12 protein-coding genes and 1 pseudogene are annotated in these 16,484 nt (G+C 66.6%); 10 read left to right on the forward strand and 3 right to left on the reverse strand.

All coding sequences use genetic code 11. The annotated features are described in order from the left end of the window. Positions 1-77: 77 nt before the first annotated feature. Complete coding sequence (locus H162_RS0110105; RefSeq protein WP_020653344.1) at positions 78-1,916, reverse strand: long-chain-acyl-CoA synthetase; 1,839 nt, start codon at positions 1,914-1,916, stop codon at positions 78-80. A gap of 313 nt (positions 1,917-2,229) precedes the next feature. Here H162_RS0110105 and H162_RS0110110 point away from each other — a divergent pair, with 313 nt between their 5' ends. Together H162_RS0110110 and H162_RS0110115 are read left to right on the forward strand one after the other, a co-directional pair. Next, complete coding sequence (locus tag H162_RS0110110) at positions 2,230-3,609, forward strand: DUF1329 domain-containing protein (protein WP_020653345.1); 1,380 nt, start codon at positions 2,230-2,232, stop codon at positions 3,607-3,609. 38 nt (positions 3,610-3,647) lie between these two features. Next, a complete protein-coding gene (locus H162_RS0110115) occupies positions 3,648-5,246 on the forward strand; it encodes a DUF1302 domain-containing protein (protein ID WP_026354472.1) in 1,599 nt (532 codons plus the stop codon). Between the two features lie 210 nt (positions 5,247-5,456). Here the strand turns inward: H162_RS0110115 and H162_RS0110120 are convergent, their stop codons facing one another. Both H162_RS0110120 and H162_RS0110125 read right to left on the reverse strand, forming a co-directional pair. Beyond that, positions 5,457-6,398 carry a bifunctional OB-fold nucleic acid binding domain-containing protein/MaoC family dehydratase gene (locus tag H162_RS0110120; protein ID WP_020653347.1) on the reverse strand — a complete coding sequence of 314 codons (942 nt, stop codon included), beginning with the start codon at positions 6,396-6,398 and terminating at the stop codon, positions 5,457-5,459. 2 nt (positions 6,399-6,400) lie between these two features. Next, on the reverse strand, positions 6,401-7,615 hold the full coding sequence (locus tag H162_RS0110125; protein WP_020653348.1) for a thiolase family protein: 1,215 nt from the start codon (positions 7,613-7,615) through the stop codon (positions 6,401-6,403). A gap of 184 nt (positions 7,616-7,799) precedes the next feature. Here H162_RS0110125 and H162_RS0110130 point away from each other — a divergent pair, with 184 nt between their 5' ends. From H162_RS0110130 to H162_RS0110170, 8 genes and pseudogenes are all read left to right on the forward strand, one after another. Further along, on the forward strand, positions 7,800-8,813 hold the full coding sequence (locus tag H162_RS0110130) for a WD40/YVTN/BNR-like repeat-containing protein (RefSeq protein WP_026354473.1): 1,014 nt from the start codon (positions 7,800-7,802) through the stop codon (positions 8,811-8,813). Continuing rightward, positions 8,810-11,212, forward strand: a complete 2,403-nt coding sequence (locus tag H162_RS30515) for an efflux RND transporter permease subunit (protein WP_040786998.1) — start codon at positions 8,810-8,812, stop codon at positions 11,210-11,212. The genes H162_RS0110130 and H162_RS30515 overlap by 4 nt, the downstream gene beginning before the upstream one ends. A gap of 42 nt (positions 11,213-11,254) precedes the next feature. Next, a complete protein-coding gene (locus H162_RS0110140; RefSeq protein WP_026354474.1) occupies positions 11,255-12,007 on the forward strand; it encodes an electron transfer flavoprotein subunit beta/FixA family protein in 753 nt (250 codons plus the stop codon). Between the two features lie 46 nt (positions 12,008-12,053). After that, on the forward strand, positions 12,054-12,980 hold the full coding sequence (locus H162_RS0110145; protein ID WP_020653352.1) for an electron transfer flavoprotein subunit alpha/FixB family protein: 927 nt from the start codon (positions 12,054-12,056) through the stop codon (positions 12,978-12,980). A gap of 29 nt (positions 12,981-13,009) precedes the next feature. Next, positions 13,010-14,638 (forward strand): electron transfer flavoprotein-ubiquinone oxidoreductase, encoded by a 1,629-nt coding sequence (locus H162_RS0110150; protein WP_040787014.1) that lies wholly within the window; start codon positions 13,010-13,012, stop codon positions 14,636-14,638. A gap of 44 nt (positions 14,639-14,682) precedes the next feature. Beyond that, positions 14,683-15,297: a TetR family transcriptional regulator gene (locus H162_RS0110155; protein WP_020653354.1), complete on the forward strand. Its 615-nt coding sequence runs from the start codon at positions 14,683-14,685 to the stop codon at positions 15,295-15,297. A gap of 101 nt (positions 15,298-15,398) precedes the next feature. Beyond that, positions 15,399-16,190 (forward strand): enoyl-CoA hydratase/isomerase family protein, encoded by a 792-nt coding sequence (locus H162_RS0110165; protein ID WP_026354475.1) that lies wholly within the window; start codon positions 15,399-15,401, stop codon positions 16,188-16,190. A gap of 66 nt (positions 16,191-16,256) precedes the next feature. Next, positions 16,257-16,484: pseudogene (locus H162_RS0110170) on the forward strand (NAD(P)(+) transhydrogenase (Re/Si-specific) subunit alpha); the annotation flags it as partial.

Raw genomic sequence — 16,484 nt, forward strand, 5'->3', positions numbered from 1 at the left:
GGCCTGATGCCAGGCCTGCCCCATTTTTTTTTGCTGCCGATACAAGCAGGTGGACGGGTTTCCCGTCCACCATGCGCTTACTGACTGCGGAACGGCGGCAGTCCCGCCTGCTCGAGCGCTTCGATCGAATACGGCCGGTAGGTGCGACCCTGCTCGTCGCGCACGAACAGTGGATCGTCGAACGCGCGCGGATCGTAGCCCTGGGCCTGCAGGTCGACCTTGCGCAGCTTGTAGGTGCTGGTCAGTTCGGGCGCCGGCGCGATCCGCGCGAACAGCGGCGCGGCATAGCGGGGCAGGCGCGCTTCCGTCAGCGCATAGAAGGCCGCCGGATCGAACTGCGCCCCCGGCTGCATGACGATCGCCGCCATGCCGGCGCGGCCTTCGTGCCCCGGCACCGTCACGCCATAGATGTTGATCAGCTCCGCGCCAGGCAGTTCGGCCAGCGTTTCCGCCACTTCCTGCGTCGACACGTTCTCGCTCTTCCAGCGGAAGGTGTCGCCGATCCGGTCGACGAAGTAGAAATATCCGTCGGCGTCGTAGCGCAGCAGGTCGCCCGAACTCCAGTAGGCGTCGCCGCTGCGGAAGACGTTGCGCAGGATTTTCTTCTCGGTCGCTTCGGCCGAGGTATAGCCTTCGAAACGGCCGCCGCCGATGTCCGGATCGGTGACGATCAAGCCGCTTCCCTCGCCGATCTCGCCCGGCTCGCACAGGATGCAGAAGCCGTCCTCGCCGCGCACCAGCCTGTCGTTCTCGATATCGTAGCGCAGCAGGCGGAAGTTGGTCTTTTCCCAGTACGGCACGCGGCCGACCGAGCCGGGATAATTGTCCACGTTGATCAGGTTGGTGTTCGACTCGGTGCCGCCCCAGCCTTCGTAGATGTCCATCGGGCCGAAGCGCGCCACCCAGCGGTTCCATGCATCGGTGTTGAAGCCGGCGCCCATGATGCAGCGCAGCCGGTGGTCGCGGTCGGCGGGATCGGGCGGCTGGTTGGCGAGGTAGCGGCAGACTTCTCCGATGTACTGCCAGACGGTGACCCGGTACTGCCGGATGTCGTGCCAGAAGGCGCGCACGCTGAACTTGCGCCGCAGCGCGATCGCGGCGCCGGCCTTGAGCGCGGTCGAGGTTACCGCCAGCGAGGCGGCCCCGTGGTACAGGGGCAGGCAGCAGTAGAACACATCGTCGGCCCTGGCATCGATGGTCACCTGCATGACGTCGCCCGACATCAGCCAGCGCAAATGGCTGTACACCGCGGCTTTCGGCAGACCGGTGGTGCCGGAAGTGAACACCAGCACGGCGGGCTGTTCGGCAGTGATGCCGGCGCGCAGCCCGGGCGGCGGCGCGGTGCGCGGCGCGGCGTCCAGCTGCCGCGCGAACGACCAGTCCAGGCTGTCGCGCAGCCCCGCCTGCAGCGGCTTTTCGGGGTCCGGCAACAGGTGCTGGGTCACCGCCGGCAGCTCCGGGGTCGCGCTGAAATTGGCCTGGCATTCCTCGCCGACGATCACGGCGCTGGCGCCGGTACTCGTGATGGCGTGCACCAGCGCGCGTCCGTTGACGTTGGTGTTGAGGAAGGCCACCACGGCGCCGATCTTGAGCAGGCCGAACCAGGCGAAATAGAACGCCGGCCGGTTCTCGATCGCGATCGCGCAGACGTCGCCGGGGCCGATCCCGCGCGCCAGTGCGGCATGCGCAAACTGGTTGGCGCGCGCATCGAGTTCGGCGTAGGTGAAGCGCTGCTCGCCATAGGCCAGGAACAGGCGCTCGCCGGCGTCGCGCGCCAGCTGCTCGACGCGGTCGGCGATGGTGTAGGGGTCCTTTGGCCTGATCGCCGTGCTGGCCGCGTTGCGCCGGTCGAGCTTGGCCTGGGTGATGTCGCGCGATACGCGCGCACCCTTTCCTAGTACGGTGTTGTTGCTCATGCGCGCTGCTCCATATCCGCTTCTCCCTATCGTAGAAATCGCTGAACAAGTGTGCGGACAGACCTGCGCCGAAGGGCGCGATCGTGCACATTCCGACAGCGATGATGGACCGCCGCGATCTGCTCAACATCGTCTGAGCAGACTAAAAACAAAGCGCTCCTGGCGTAGTTCAAACAGACGATGAAGCTGCCCCGATCGCGTCCGACAATGAGCTTGTCGATATTGGCAATCGCTCACATGAAGCGTGCACGCAGCGCTCTATCAGCCGCTTCATGGTCTTACGCCCATCTTGTAGGTTATGAAGGAGACACACATGAAAAAGACGATCCATCGGACGCCGCTGGCGGCGGCAGTCATGGTGCTGGTGGCGGGCCAGGCGCTGGCAAAGGCGCCCGCAGCCGAGGCCGAAAGGCTGGGCAAGGACCTCACTTGCGTGGGGGCTGAAGCGGCTGCCAGCAAGGACGGCGCGATCCCCGAGTTTTCGGGCAAGTGGCTGGGTACGCCGCCGGGCATCGACTACAAGCCGAATGCCGGCCAGCACCCGGTCGACCCGTACGCGAACGAGAAGCCGCTGTACGTGATCACCGCGCAGAACCAGGCCCAGTATGCCGCCCGGCTGAGCGAGGGCCAGAAGGCCATGTTCGCGAAGCACCCCGCGACCTTCCGCATTCCCGTCTACCCGGGACACCGCGATTTCCGCTATCCGGACGCGGTCTGCGCGGTGGTGAAGAAGAACGCGATCGAGGCCGAGATCACCGATGGCGGCCTTGGCTTCAAGGGCCTGAAGGGCGGCATTCCTTTCCCGATCCCGAAGAATGGCGACGAGGCGGTGATGAACCATACCTACCCGTTCCGCGCCTATAACGAAGAGACGGTGCGCGACTTCGCCAACGTCGATTCGAAGGGCGGCGTGTCGTGGGGCCGCGGCTGGAACCGCAGCCTGAACGAGGTCAATTCGCCGGAGCGGCGCGGCCAGCCGATGGAAGGCGTCCAGGCCTTCACGCGCAGCCTGACCCTGCTGCCGGAACGCGAGAAAGGCATCATCAGCGTGTCGTCCGAGCCGACCAATTTCGCCAAGTCGAAGCGGCTGGCCTGGAGCTACGACCCGGGTACGCGGCGCGTACGCCAGTTGCCGGAATACGGCTTCGACCAACCCATGAATGGCACGGGCGGCAAGATGACGATCGACTCCGATCGCCTGTTCAACGGTTCGCCCGAGCGCTACACCTGGAAACTGGTGGGCAAGCGCGAAATGTACATTCCCGCCAACAGCTACAGGATCCACGCCAGCAACGTCAAGTACGCCGACCTGATCAAGCCCGGCCACGCCAATCCGGACTTCATGCGCTACGAGCTGCGCCGCGTCTGGGTGCTCGAAGCGAACCTCAAGGAAGGTTATCGCCACCTGTACGCCAGGCGCGTGCTGTTCCTCGACGAGGATACCTGGCATGCGGTGATGGCCGACTACTACGATGCGCGCGGGCAGCTGTGGCAGCATGGGCTGATCAATTATTACTATGCCTTCGACATGCAGGCCTGGCATGCGGGGAGCAGCTTCTACTACGACCTCAACTCGGGCGGCTACGTGGCCTACAACCTGTTCCAGCAGGCCAAGCTCGGTCCCATCCTCAACCGCGGCGACCTGAAGGCATCGATGTTCACGCCGGAGGCCGCGCGCTCCGCCGGCAACTGAATCCTGTCACATAAAAAAGCCATTACGGGAATCGTACAATGAGAATCAAGACACAACCGACGCTGATCGCGTCCGCCATGCTCGCCTTGTGGGGCGGCGGACCGGCGTTCGCGGGCGAGCCGATCGAATTCGGCAACGGCTTCAAGCTCGACTGGCGCGCCAACGCCTCGTACACGGTGGCGACCCGGCTCGAGTCTCAGGATCCGGTGCTGAAGGGCGCCGCCGGCAGCAACGACGGCGACAACAACTTCGACCGGCATGCGCTGACCGCCAACCGCGCCGCGGTCCTGATCGATGCGACCCTGTCGCGCGGCGAGAGCGGCCTGGTGCTGTCGGGCAGTACCTTCTACGACGACGCCTACCATCGCACCAACGACAACCGGGGACCGGTCAACAAGCCGGGGCCGGTGAACGTCTTCACCGACGAGGCGCGCCGCTATCACGGCGGCTATAGCCGGCTGCTCGACGCCTACGGCTACACCTCGTTCTCGCTGGGCGGCACCAGCCGCGCCACCGTGCGGGTCGGCCGGCACGCGGTGTCATGGGGCGAAGCGCTGTTCTTCCCGGGGATTTCGCTGGCACAGGGGCCGGCCGACGGCACCAAGACCAATATTCCGGGCACCGAGACCAAGGACCAGCTGCTGCCGGAGGACCAGGTATCGGCCATCATCGAAGTGTCCCCCAGCTGGTCCTTGCTGGCGCATGCGCAGTTCAACTTCCATGAGACCCTGGCGCCGGCGCCGGGTTCGTACCTGAGCACTTCGGACGGTGTCGGCGAGGGCGGCACCTGCCTCAATCCCTACATCAACGACAGGTGCAGCTTCGGCCTGCGCGGCCCGGATATCCTGCCTGGCAAGACCGGGCAGTGGGGCGTGGGCAGCCGCTACCGCGTCACCGACGAGACCGAGGTGGGGCTGTATTACCTGAACTACCATGACCGTTCGCCGATACCGGAGATTAACGCATTCAACAGTTCCTACCGGATCCGCTATTTCGACGATATCAAGCTGGCCGGCGCGACCTTGAGCACCACCTTCGGCAAGACCACCCTGGCGGGCGAATTGTCGTACAAGCGCGGTGCGCCCGTGCTGGTCGATACGGTCGTCAATCCGGCCACGCGTGCAAGCATCCCCACCCCGACCCGCGCCGACGTCGCCCAGCTGAACATCAATGCGTTCGCCAACCTTGGCCGCAACCCGCTGGCCGATTCGACCATCCTGCTGGGGGAGATCTCGGCAGTGCGCGTGTCGCGCGTCGAGGCCCGCAAGGCGCCGGGGGTCGAAGCGCTGGGGGCCTCGGCCGCATTCTTCCCTGCCAGCGACACGCTCAGCTTCACCCGCTCGGGCGTCGCCGCCACCGTCCAGATGGTGCTCGGCTATCCGGGCGTGTTCGAGGGCTGGGACCTGTCGGTGCCGATCAGCTATTCGCACCAGCTCCGCGGCCGGACCTTGGTGGGCGGCGTCGGCGGGCAGGGCGACCGGCGCACCAGCATCGGCATGACCTGGACCTATCGCAGCAACCTGCAGATCGGCCTGACCTATCTCGGCTTCTTCGGAGAGCCCAACCTGACGCTGCCGCATAACCGCCTGCTGACCGACAGGGACCAGCTGTCGATGGTGGTCAAGTACGCGTTCTAAGCCTCCCCGCGACCAGGCGCCAGCCCGCCGAACGGAAGTTCGGCGGGCTTTTTCACGATGTCAGCGTCGATGCGATGGACGTTGAACGGGCAGAAGCCCGACAGTTCATGGCGCACCCACAGGTTACGGTGACGGCGCCCAAGGAAAAGGCGCCAGGCCGTTGCCGGCACTGGCGCCTGGGAAGAGGCGGATGAGGTGCCGACGCCGTGTCTACATGTAGAGCACGATCAGGTCGTTGACGACCGACGGCCGCGGTTCGCCCACCACATGGATGTTGATCTCCATGGTCATCTGCAGGCCGCTCTTGACCTGCTCGACCGCCTTGATGCGGTAGCGCGCATGGATCGCACTGCCGGCCAGCACCGGCGCCGCGAAGCGCAGCCGGTCGGAGCCATAGTTGACCATGTTGTTGAAGCCGGTGACCTCGACATCGAGCGGCAGCGTGAGCCGGCTGATCAGCACCTGCACCAGCGCGCCGTGTGCGATCGTGCCGCCGAACGGACTCTGCGCACGCGCCTTCTGCGGATCGGTGTGGATCCAGTAATCGTCGCCCGTCAGCGCGGCAAACTGGTCGATCAGGTCCTGGGTCACCACGAACTGGTTGGACCAGCCCGAGAACTCCTGGCTGACCAGCGCGCGCATGGCCGCGAGGTCCTTGCAGCTGACCTGGCGGCGCGGCGCCTCCGGCACAGCTTCGGCAGGCGCGGGCGCGGCCGTGGCGGCGGCGATCACGCCGGGCTGCCCGGATTCGAGCGCGGTATAGCGCAGCAGCGTCACGGCGCCGGGGCGCTCGTCGAACACGGGCCGCAGCCGCATGCCGATGCGCAGCGCGGCTTCATCGATGCCGACCAGCGTGGTGTTCAGGTGCGGGCCCTGTTCGAAGGCGACCACGGCGAGGATCTGCGGCATCTCGTCGGCGAATTCCGGCAGGGTCGGTACGCGCGCCACGGTGTAGGTGTACAGGGTGGCCGCGCCCGACACATCGTGCCAGGCCAGCCGGTCGGACGCGCAGCGCGGGCAATGCGCACGCGGGAAGAAGATCCAGTGGTCGCAGTCGGCGCATTGCTGCAGGCGCACCTGGTGCGCTTTCAGGCCGTCCCAGAAGGGCGCCGAGATGGGGGTCGGCTGGGGCAGGGGCTTGTTCCAGTCCATGCTCAGGCTCCACGCAGGATCAGGGCGCCCTGTTCGCTCATCACGCCGCCGGTTCCCGACACGTAGGCCAGGTCGTGGCGCGCCAGCTGCCGCTGGCCGGCCCGGCCCTGCACCTGGTGCAGGGCCTCGATCACCTGGGTCATGCCGCCGGACGTGCCGGTCTGGCCGAAGCTTAATTGTCCGCCATGGGTATTCATCGGGAAGTTGCCCTTGTAAGTAAAATCGTTGTCGAGCAGGAAGCGCATGCCCTGGCCCTTTTCGCAGAACCCGGCATCTTCCAGCGTCAGCATGACGGTGATGGTGTAGCAGTCGTACACCTGCGCCATGTGCATGTCGGCCGGCGCCAGGCCGGCCATGGCGAAGGCCTTGCGCGAGGCCGGGCCGATCGGCGTGGACAGCATGTCGCGCGCATAGGTGGGCGACTTCGACTGCACGTGCTCGCCGCAGCCGATCACCTGCACCGCGCGGTGCCGGCAGCGGCGCGCGATGTCGGCGCGGGTGACGATGACGGCGGCGCCGCCCGCGACCGGCATGACGATTTCGAGCATGCGCAGCGGCTCGGCCACCATGCGCGAATTCAGCACGTCGTCGATCGTGATCGGCTGGCCGTAGAACATCGCCAGGGGATTGGCGCAGGCATTGAAGCGCTGGTCGACGGCGATCCGCGCCAGCGCGGCGGCATCGTAGCCATGCACGGCGGCGTAGCGCTGCGCGATCATCGCATAGCCGGTGTTCTGCGCCATGTGGCCGTAGGGCAGGTCCATCTCGGCTTCCGGCGCACCGAAGTGGGTGCTGTGGCCGCCGAAACGCGATGCCTTCATCACCTGGATGGCATGGTCGTCCTGGATCCCGACCGGCGCCATGCGCGATGGCAGGACGCACAGCACGGTATTGCACAGGCCCAGCTCGATCGCGGCGGCGGCGCGCCACACCATGCCGACCGAACTGGCGCCGCCCAGGTCGACGACCTCGGCGAAGTCGAGCTGCACGCCCAGGTATTCGCCCACCATCGCCGGCACGAACATGCTCGCCTCATGGAATTGCGCGCCCGGGACGACCAGCCCGTCGACATCGCTCAAGGCGAGGCCGGCATCGTCCAGCGCCTGGCGCGCCAGGTCGGCCACCTGCTCGAGGTGGAACATGCGCGGTGCGGTCGCGTATTTCTCTGGTTTGTATTGTGCGGCGCCGACCAGGGCGGCGTGTCCTTTGAGTCCCATGTGTCTCCTTCATCGTCTCTGGCTATGGATGTAGTGTGCCAGCCGCTGCCCGCCTGCCATCGTCCGGGCGGACTACGTTCCTGACCGTACTCCTTTCGGACGATGTTTTCCACCGCCGTTGGCCAAGAATCTCGACATGCCGGGCCGATTCGGGACCACGGCACTACAACAAAGGAGACAGATGATGCGTACGCCAGTTGGTGTAGCAGTAGCGAGCGTCGTGATCATGGCCGCGCTGTGGTCGTTTTCGCCGCGCGAGGCGCAATCCATCCCGACTATACCGGACATGGTCGACCGGATGCAGTTGAACAGCATCGCCCGGTCCGGGGCCGGCCTGGTGGCCGGCGGCGAACTCGGCTACCTGATGCTGTCGCGCGACCAGGGCTTGACCTGGCAGCCGGCCGTCCTGCCGGCGCAGCGCCAGGCGCTGATCACCCAGGTGGCGTTCGCCGACGCGGCGACCGGCATCGCGGTCGGCCACGAGGGATGGATCCTGCGCACCACGGACGGCGGCCGCAGCTGGCAAGAGCAGGCTTTCGACCGGAAGGACGGCGAGCCGCTGATGAGCGTGGCCAGGCTGCCGTCGGGACGCTGGATGGCGGTCGGCGCGTTCGGCCGCGCGCTCGCTTCCGACGACGACGGCAAGAGCTGGCGGCGCCTGGCGCTGGCCGCGGTCGAGGACCGGCACCTGAACCGGATCGCGGCATCCGGCGATGGGCGGCACTGGCTGATCGTCGGCGAGCGCGGCCTGGTGCTGCGCTCCGGCGACGGCGGCGAGTCCTGGGAAACGGTGACGCCCTTCTATGCCGGCTCCTTCTATGGCGCCGTGCATCTGGGCAAGTCGACCTGGGTCGTCCATGGCATGCGCGGCAACGTCTTTCGCAGCACCGACGACGGCCGCAGCTGGGTGAAGTCGACGCTGCCGGCGCCGGTCTCGCTGCTGGCGCATGGGCTCGGGACGGACGGCCGGCTGCTGCTGGCCGGGCAGGGCGGGATGGTAGTGGCCAGCGATGACGACGGCGCCAGTTTCAAGGTGGTGCAGGCCGGCGGGCGCGCCACCCTGACCGACATGACGCAATTGCGCAGTGGCGACTGGCTGTTCGCCAGCGACCGCGGCCTGAAGCGCGATATTTCCATCGCGCCGACTCCTTCCACGAGCGCGGCGGCCGCGCAACCGAACCAAGGACCTTCCCAATGAAGCAGCACTCTTCCGTTTCCCGCGCCGACGCCATGGTGGCGCGCATCGCCGCCGCCCTGATCGGCTGGCGCAAGCCGCTCGGCTGCCTGTTCGTCATCGTCACGGTGCTGCTGGGCTGGTCCGCCACCCGCACCCACCTCGATCCGGGATTCAACAAGCTGATCCCGCTGAAGCACGAATACATGGCGGCGTTCCAGCAATATGCCTCCACCTTTTCCGGCGCCAACCGGGTGCTGGTCAGCGTGCGCTGGAAAGGACCGGGCGACATCTACAACGCGGACTTCCTGAAAACCCTGCGCGGCGTGACCGACGAGGTGTTCTTCACGCCGGGCGTGAGCCGTGGCCAGGTGTTCTCGCTGTTCACGCCGAACGTCAAGTACATCGAGGTGACCGAGGATGGCTTCGTCGGCGAAGTGCTGGTCCCCTCGCACTTCGTCGCCGACGCCCAGGGCATGGCGCAGGTACGCTCGAACGTGGCCAAGTCGGGCGTGATCGGGCGCCTGGTCGCGAATGACCAGAAGTCTGCGCTGGTGCAGGCCGACCTGCTCGAGGTCGATCCCCAGACCGGCAAGCGGCTCGACTACAGCGCGGTGGCGCGCAAGCTCGAGGAGATCCGCAGCCGCTTCTCCAGCGACCAGGTCGAGATCCACATCATCGGCTTCGCCAAGGTGGTGGGCGATGTCATGGACGGCCTGTCCAGCGTCGTCACCTTCTTCGCGATCGCCTTCGCCATCACCGCGCTGCTGCTGCTGGCGTACGCCAGGTCGGCCAGCCTGACCTTGCTGGCCCTGGTCGTGGCCCTGCTGCCGGTGGTCTGGCTGCTGGGACTGCTGCCCCTGATCGGCATGGGAATCGACCCGATGTCGATCCTGGTGCCCTTCCTGATCTTTTCGATCGGGGTCTCGCATGCGGTACAGATGACCAACGCCTGGAAGCAGGAAGTGGCCGCCGGCCAGGGCGCCGCCATGGCGGCCGAGAGCGCGTTCCGCAAGCTGGCGATCCCCGGTTCGGTGGCCTTGCTGACCAACGCGCTCGGTTTCATGGTGATCATGCTGATCGACATCCCGATCGTGCATGAACTGGGGATCACGGCCTGCCTCGGCGTTCTGCTGATGATCGCCACCAACAAGCTGCTGCTGCCGATCGTGCTGTCCTACCTGCGTCCCGCACCCGTGCCGGCCGCCGTGCGCGCCGCCGCGGGTGCGCGCCACCGCGCCTGGTGGGCGGTATCGGCGCTGGCCGAGCCGCGCGGCGCGCTGGCGACGCTGGCGCTGTCGCTGCTGCTGCTCGCCGCCGGCGCCATCTACTCGCGCGGCCTGCAGACCGGCGACATCGGGGTCGGGGTGCCGGAACTGCACGCCGATTCGCGCTACAACCGCGACAACGAGCAGATCGTGCGCAACTACTCGATCGGCATGGATACCCTGTCCGTCTACGTCGAAGCCGGAAAATCCGGCGAGGCCTGCCTGCAGTGGCCGGTGATGAATGCGGTGGAGCGCTTCGACTTCGCCATGCGCGGGGTCGACGGCGTGCAGATGGTCAGCACGGTGGCCGGCCTGGCCAAGCTGGCGGCGGCCGCCAACAACGAGGCCAATCCGCGCTGGGCGGCGCTGCAGCGCACCGAAGCGGCATTGCGCACCGGCGCCCGCGCGGCCAGTCCGGATCTCGGGCTGAATACCGAAGGCTGCTCCGCCATCAACCTGATCGTCTACCTGAAGGATCACCAGGGCGCCACCCTGCGGCACGTGGTGGGCGAGATCCGCAAGTTCATCGCGGCCGACCGCACGCCGGATGTGCGTTTCCGCCTGGCGGGAGGCAATGCGGGCGTCGCCATCGCCACCAACGAGGCGGTCGAGCAGGCCGAGGTGCAGATGCTGGCGGCGATCTTCGGCGCCATCTCGCTGCTGTGCTGGCTGACCTTCCGCTCCTGGAAGGCGGTGGTGTGCATCATCATTCCGCTGCTGCTGGTGTCGATCCTGTGCAACGCCCAGATGGCGCTGCTGGGGATCGGGCTGAAGGTATCGACCTTGCCGGTAATCGCGCTGGGCGTCGGCGTCGGCGTCGATTACGGCATCTACCTGTTCGAACGGATGCAGCACGAGATCACGCACGGGAACGCGACGCTGCGCGAAGCCTTCTACCAGGCCATGCGCCAGCGCGGCACCGCCGCCGTCTTCACCGCCATCACGATGTCGCTCGGCGTCGGCACCTGGGCTTTCTCGGCGCTCAAGTTCCAGGCCGATATGGGCATCCTGCTCGCCTTCATGTTCCTGGTGAACCTGCTCGGCGCGATCTTCCTGCTGCCGGCGCTGGCGTGCTGGCTCGATGTCGGAACCCGGCGCCTGGCGCGATCGAGTGCGACAGGAAAGCGGCATGAGCAGGCAAGCAGTCATATCTGATGGTCGGCGCCCGTTCGTTCAATTCATCAAAAGGAGTCATGCATGAAAGTGTTAGTGCCAGTAAAGCGCGTGGTCGATCATAACGTCAAGGTACGCGTCAAGTCCGACGGCAGCGGGGTCGAGCTTGCCGGCGTCAAGATGTCGATGAATCCCTTCGACGAGATCGCGGTGGAGGCGGCGATCCGGCTGCGCGAGGGAGGGCAGGCGGCCGAGGTGGTCGCGGTGTCGTGCGGCCCCGGCCCGTGCCAGGAAACCCTGCGCACCGCGCTGGCGCTCGGCGCCGACCGAGGGATCCTGGTCGAGACCGGCGATCCGCTCGAACCCCTGGCCGTGGCCAAGCTGTTGAAGGCGGTGGCCGAGCAGGAGCAGCCGCAGCTGGTCATCCTCGGCAAGCAGGCGATCGACGACGATTCGAACCAGACCGGCCAGATGCTCGCGGCCCTGCTGGGCTGGCCGCAGGCCACCTTTGCCTCGAAGCTGGCGATCGAAGGCGAGACGGTGACGGTGACACGCGAAATCGACGGCGGCCTCGAGACCCTGTGCCTGCGCCTGCCGGCGGTGGTGACCACCGACCTGCGCCTGAACGAGCCGCGCTACGTGACCCTGCCGAACATCATGAAGGCCAAGAAGAAGCCGCTCGACAGCTTGACGCCGGCGGCGCTCGGGGTCGACTGCACCCCGCGGCTGCAGACGCTGGGCATGCACGAGCCGGTCGCACGCGGCGCCGGCGTGATCGTCAAGGATGTCGCCAGCCTGGTCGAGAAGCTCAAGAACGAAGCCAGGGTCATCGCGTGAATCGCACTCCCATCGCAGCATCTTCACTCCTGATTGGAACATTACCATGGCAGCATTAGTCATTGCGGAACACGATCATCTCAACCTGAAAGCCAGCACGCTGCACTGCGTCAGCGCGGCGCTTGCCTGCGGCGCCGAGGTCCATGTGCTGGTCGCCGGCCACGATTGCGAGGCCGCGGCCGACGCGGCCTCGCGCATCGCCGGCGTGGGCCGGGTGCTGGTCGCCGCCGGCGCGCAGTTCGAGCACGGGCTGGCCGAGAACGTGGCGAGCCAGGTGCTGGCGCTGGCGCCAGGCTATTCGCACATCCTGGCGCCCGCCACCGCCTACGGCAAGAACATCCTGCCGCGCGTCGCCGCATTGCTGGACGTGGCGCAGATTTCCGAGATCACCAGGGTCGTGGCTCCGGATACCTTCGAGCGGCCGATCTACGCCGGCAATGCGATCGCCGTGGTGCGCTCGACCGACCCGGTCAAGGTGATCACGGTGCGCGCCACCGGGTTCGATGCCGCCGGCAGCGGTCCCGCCGTGCCGGTGACGGCGGTCGAGCCGGTTGCGCCGGACGGCGGCAGCCGCTTCGTCGCGCGCGAGCTGGCCGCCTCCGACCGTCCCGAGCTGACCGCCGCGAAGATCATCGTCTCCGGCGGCCGGGGAATGGGATCGGGCGCCAACTTCAAGATCCTCGAGCCGCTTGCCGACAAATTGAAAGCCGGCATGGGCGCCTCGCGCGCGGCGGTCGACGCCGGCTTCGTGCCCAACGACTGGCAGGTCGGACAGACCGGCAAGATCGTCGCCCCGACGCTGTATATCGCGGTCGGCATTTCGGGCGCGATCCAGCACCTGGCCGGCATGAAGGACTCGAAAGTCATCGTGGCGATCAACAAGGATCCGGAAGCGCCGATCTTCGGTGTTGCCGACTACGGCATCGTCGGCGACCTGTTCGATATCGTTCCCCAACTCGCCGAGGCATTGTGAGTATCGACGCGCACGGCGCCCGCGAGGCGATGGAGTACGACGTGGTCGTCGTCGGCGGCGGCCCCGCCGGCCTGGCGGCCGCGATCCGGCTCAAGCAGATGGCTGCCGCGCAGGGCAGGGAGGTGTCGGTGTGCGTGCTGGAGAAAGGCGGCGAGCTGGGTGCGCACATCCTGTCCGGCGCCGTGATGGATCCGCGCGCGCTGACCGAACTGGTGCCGGACTGGAAGGAACGCGGGGCGCCGCTGGACACGCCCGTCACCGAAGACCGCGTGCTGTTCCTGACCGGCACCAGGGCTTACCGGACGCCGGGCTTCATGCTGCCGAAGTGCTTCGGGAACCACGGCAACTACGTGATCTCGCTCGGCAAGGTGGTGCGCTGGATGGGCCAGCTGGCGGACAGCCTGGGCGTCGACATCTTTCCTGGCTTTTCCGCAGCCGAGATCCTGTACGGCGAGGACGGCTCGGTGAGGGGCGTCGCTACCGGCAACCTGGGCGTCAGGCGCGACGGCATGCCGGGTCCGGACTTCCAGCCCGGCATGGAACTGCATGCGAGCTACACCTTGTTCGCCGAAGGCGCGCGCGGCCATCTCGGCAAGCAGGTGATGGCCAGGTTCGACCTGAACAAGGGCAAGGACCCCCAGTCCTACGGCATCGGCATCAAGGAGCTGTGGGAAATCGCGCCAGGCAGGCACCAGCCCGGCCTGGTGATCCACACCACCGGCTGGCCGCTCGACGCCGACACCTACGGCGGCTCCTTCCTGTACCACCTGGAGAACAACCAGGTCGCGGTCGGCTACGTGGTGGGCCTCGATTACGAGAACCCCTTCCTGTCGCCGTACGAGGAATTCCAGCGCTATAAAACCCACCCGGCGATCCGCCACTTCTTCGAGGGCGCCAGGCGCATCTCGTACGGCGCGCGCGCGATTGCCGCCGGCGGCCTGCAGTCGCTGCCGAAGCTGGTGTTCCCGGGCGGCGCCCTGATCGGCTGCGATGCCGGCTTCCTCAACATGAGCCGCATCAAGGGCAGCCACGCCGCGATCAAGAGCGGCATGCTGGCCGCCGAAGCGGCGTTCGCGGCGCTGGGCGAACACCGCCGGCACGATGAACTGGCCGGCTATCCTGCCGCGTTCGAGCAGTCGTGGCTGAAGGAAGAACTGCACGTGGCGCGCAACGTGAAACCCTGGCTGTCGAAAGGCCTGGTCCTCGGCGCGGTCATGGCCGGCATCGACCAGCTGGTCTTCCGCGGGAAGGCGCCGTGGACCCTGCACCATGCGCACGCCGACCACGAGCGCATCCAGCCCGCAGCCGGTTACAAGCCCATCGCTTATCCGAAACCGGATGGGAAGCTGAGCTTCGACCGCCTGTCGTCGGTCTTCATCTCGAATACCAACCATGCGGAAGACCAGCCGGTCCACCTGGCGCTGAAGGACCCGAGGGTGCCGGTGGAGATCAACCTGGCCCGGTACGCGGGGCCGGAAGCGCGCTATTGTCCGGCCGGCGTGTACGAGTTCGTCCCCGGCGACGAGGGCGGGGACCGGCTGCAGATCAACGCGCAGAACTGCGTGCACTGCAAGACCTGCGACATCAAGGACCCGACGCAGAACATCGTGTGGACCACGCCGGAGGGCGGTGGCGGACCGGGCTACGCGGCCATGTAGGCCTGGCCTGCTGCCCGACACCACCACACCTTAGAGGAGGGGAAATGGTCCGCCGCACCAAGGCCGATGCGCTGGCCACAAGCATGAATATCCTGGATTGCGCCGAGTGCCTGTTTGCGGAACAGGGTGTCTCCCGTACTACCTTGCATCATATTGCCGTGAAGGCTGGCGTGTCCCGCGGTGCGATCTACTGGCATTTCGACGACAAGGCGGCGCTGTTCAACGCAATGATGGAGCGAGTGAAGATGCCGCTGGAATCAGCCATGCAGATCCTGCAGTCTTCAAGCCTTGAAGACCCGCTGGCCGATTTGCAGGACTATGCGATGGCTGCGTTTCGCTTGATGGAAAACGACCCGCGGGCGCGCCGCGTATTCGAGATTGCCACATTGAAGCTCGAGTATACCCATGAGATGGCAGCGGTACGGGAGCGCCGCGCCGACATGGCCGCACGCTGCATCGCCATGGCCGAGCGGAGCGTATCGGTCGCCGCGCGCATCGGGGTGGCAAGGTCCAGCACGGACCCCCGCGAGACCGCATTGGCATTCTGGGCGCTGATCGACGGCCTGCTGCGCGCCTGGATGATCGCTCCGGAGTCTTTCGGCCTGACCGTGATGGGCGAAAAAATCATTGGTGCGCATCTCGACGCGCTTCGAACCTGACCAATGCCCGGCAAGCCGATGATGATGGATTTCGCCGCAGAGGAAGCGCACAGCCCGTTGGCTTCCCTCGGTATTGCAATGACGCTGACAAAGGATGTGAAATGAACGCTCCCGTTACGTGGACTTTGGATGAGGTTTCCGGTGTCGCGACCATCCGCTTCGCGCGTCCCGCAGTCCTGAATGCGATCGACCTGTCGAGCGCCACGGCCTTTCATGCTGCGGTGCAGTGCGTGTGCGCGGATCCGCGCACACGCTGCATCGTCCTTGCAGGGACCGGCAAGGCATTCGTCGCAGGCGGCGACGTGGGCGCGTTTGCCCGGAATATCGACGATGCCAGCGCGCTCATCCATGGCCTGCTGGACGCCCTCAACCCCGCGCTGCTGGCATTGCGCAGGGTTTCGGCCCCGGTGGTCGCCGTGGTCCGTGGACCTGCGGCAGGGGCGGGAATGAGCCTGGTATTGAGCGCCGATGTCGTGCTGGCGTCCGACAACGCGATCTTCCAGATCGCCTACGATCGCCTGGGCGCGCAGCCGGATTGCGGCGGCACCTGGTTCCTGGAGCGCCGGGTCGGACGCGGCCGTGCATTCGAACTGATGTTCACAGGTAAACGCTTGAACGCCGACGACGCGCTTGCTTACGGGATCGTCAACGAGATCGTTGCCGACGACGCCCTGGACGCGCGCGCCAGTGCACTGGCCAGCAGGATCGCCAGCGGCCCCACCTCTGCCTTCGGACGCTTCAAGCACCTGATCGATGAAGCCCCAAGCCTGTCCCTGGCAGCGCAATTGGAGGCGGAGCGGTCGGCATTCGTCGCCGCTACCCGGACGGCCGACTTCAGGGAAGGCGTGAGCGCATTCCTGGAGAAACGTCATCCGCTGTTCGCGGGGCGCTGAGCTCCGATCCTGGCCAGCGTTAGCCAGGCCTATCCCAACATGTAGAAACACTACGGAAAGAAACGCATGAAAATTGGCATACCCACCGAGACGCGGTCAGGCGAGACCCGCGTCGCAGCAACGCCGGAGACCGTCAAGAAGCTGGCGCTCAGGCACGAGATCATCATCCAGGCGGGCGCTGGGGAAAAGGCCTCGCTGGCCGATGCGGCCTACGCGGCGGCCGGCGCGCGGATCGGCAGCGCCGGCGAGGCGCTCGGCGCCGATATCGTGCTCAAGGTGCGCGCACCGGATGCG

Origin of the sequence: Massilia niastensis DSM 21313 (assembly GCF_000382345.1) — a bacterium.
GTDB lineage: Bacteria > Pseudomonadota > Gammaproteobacteria > Burkholderiales > Burkholderiaceae_D > Telluria > Telluria niastensis.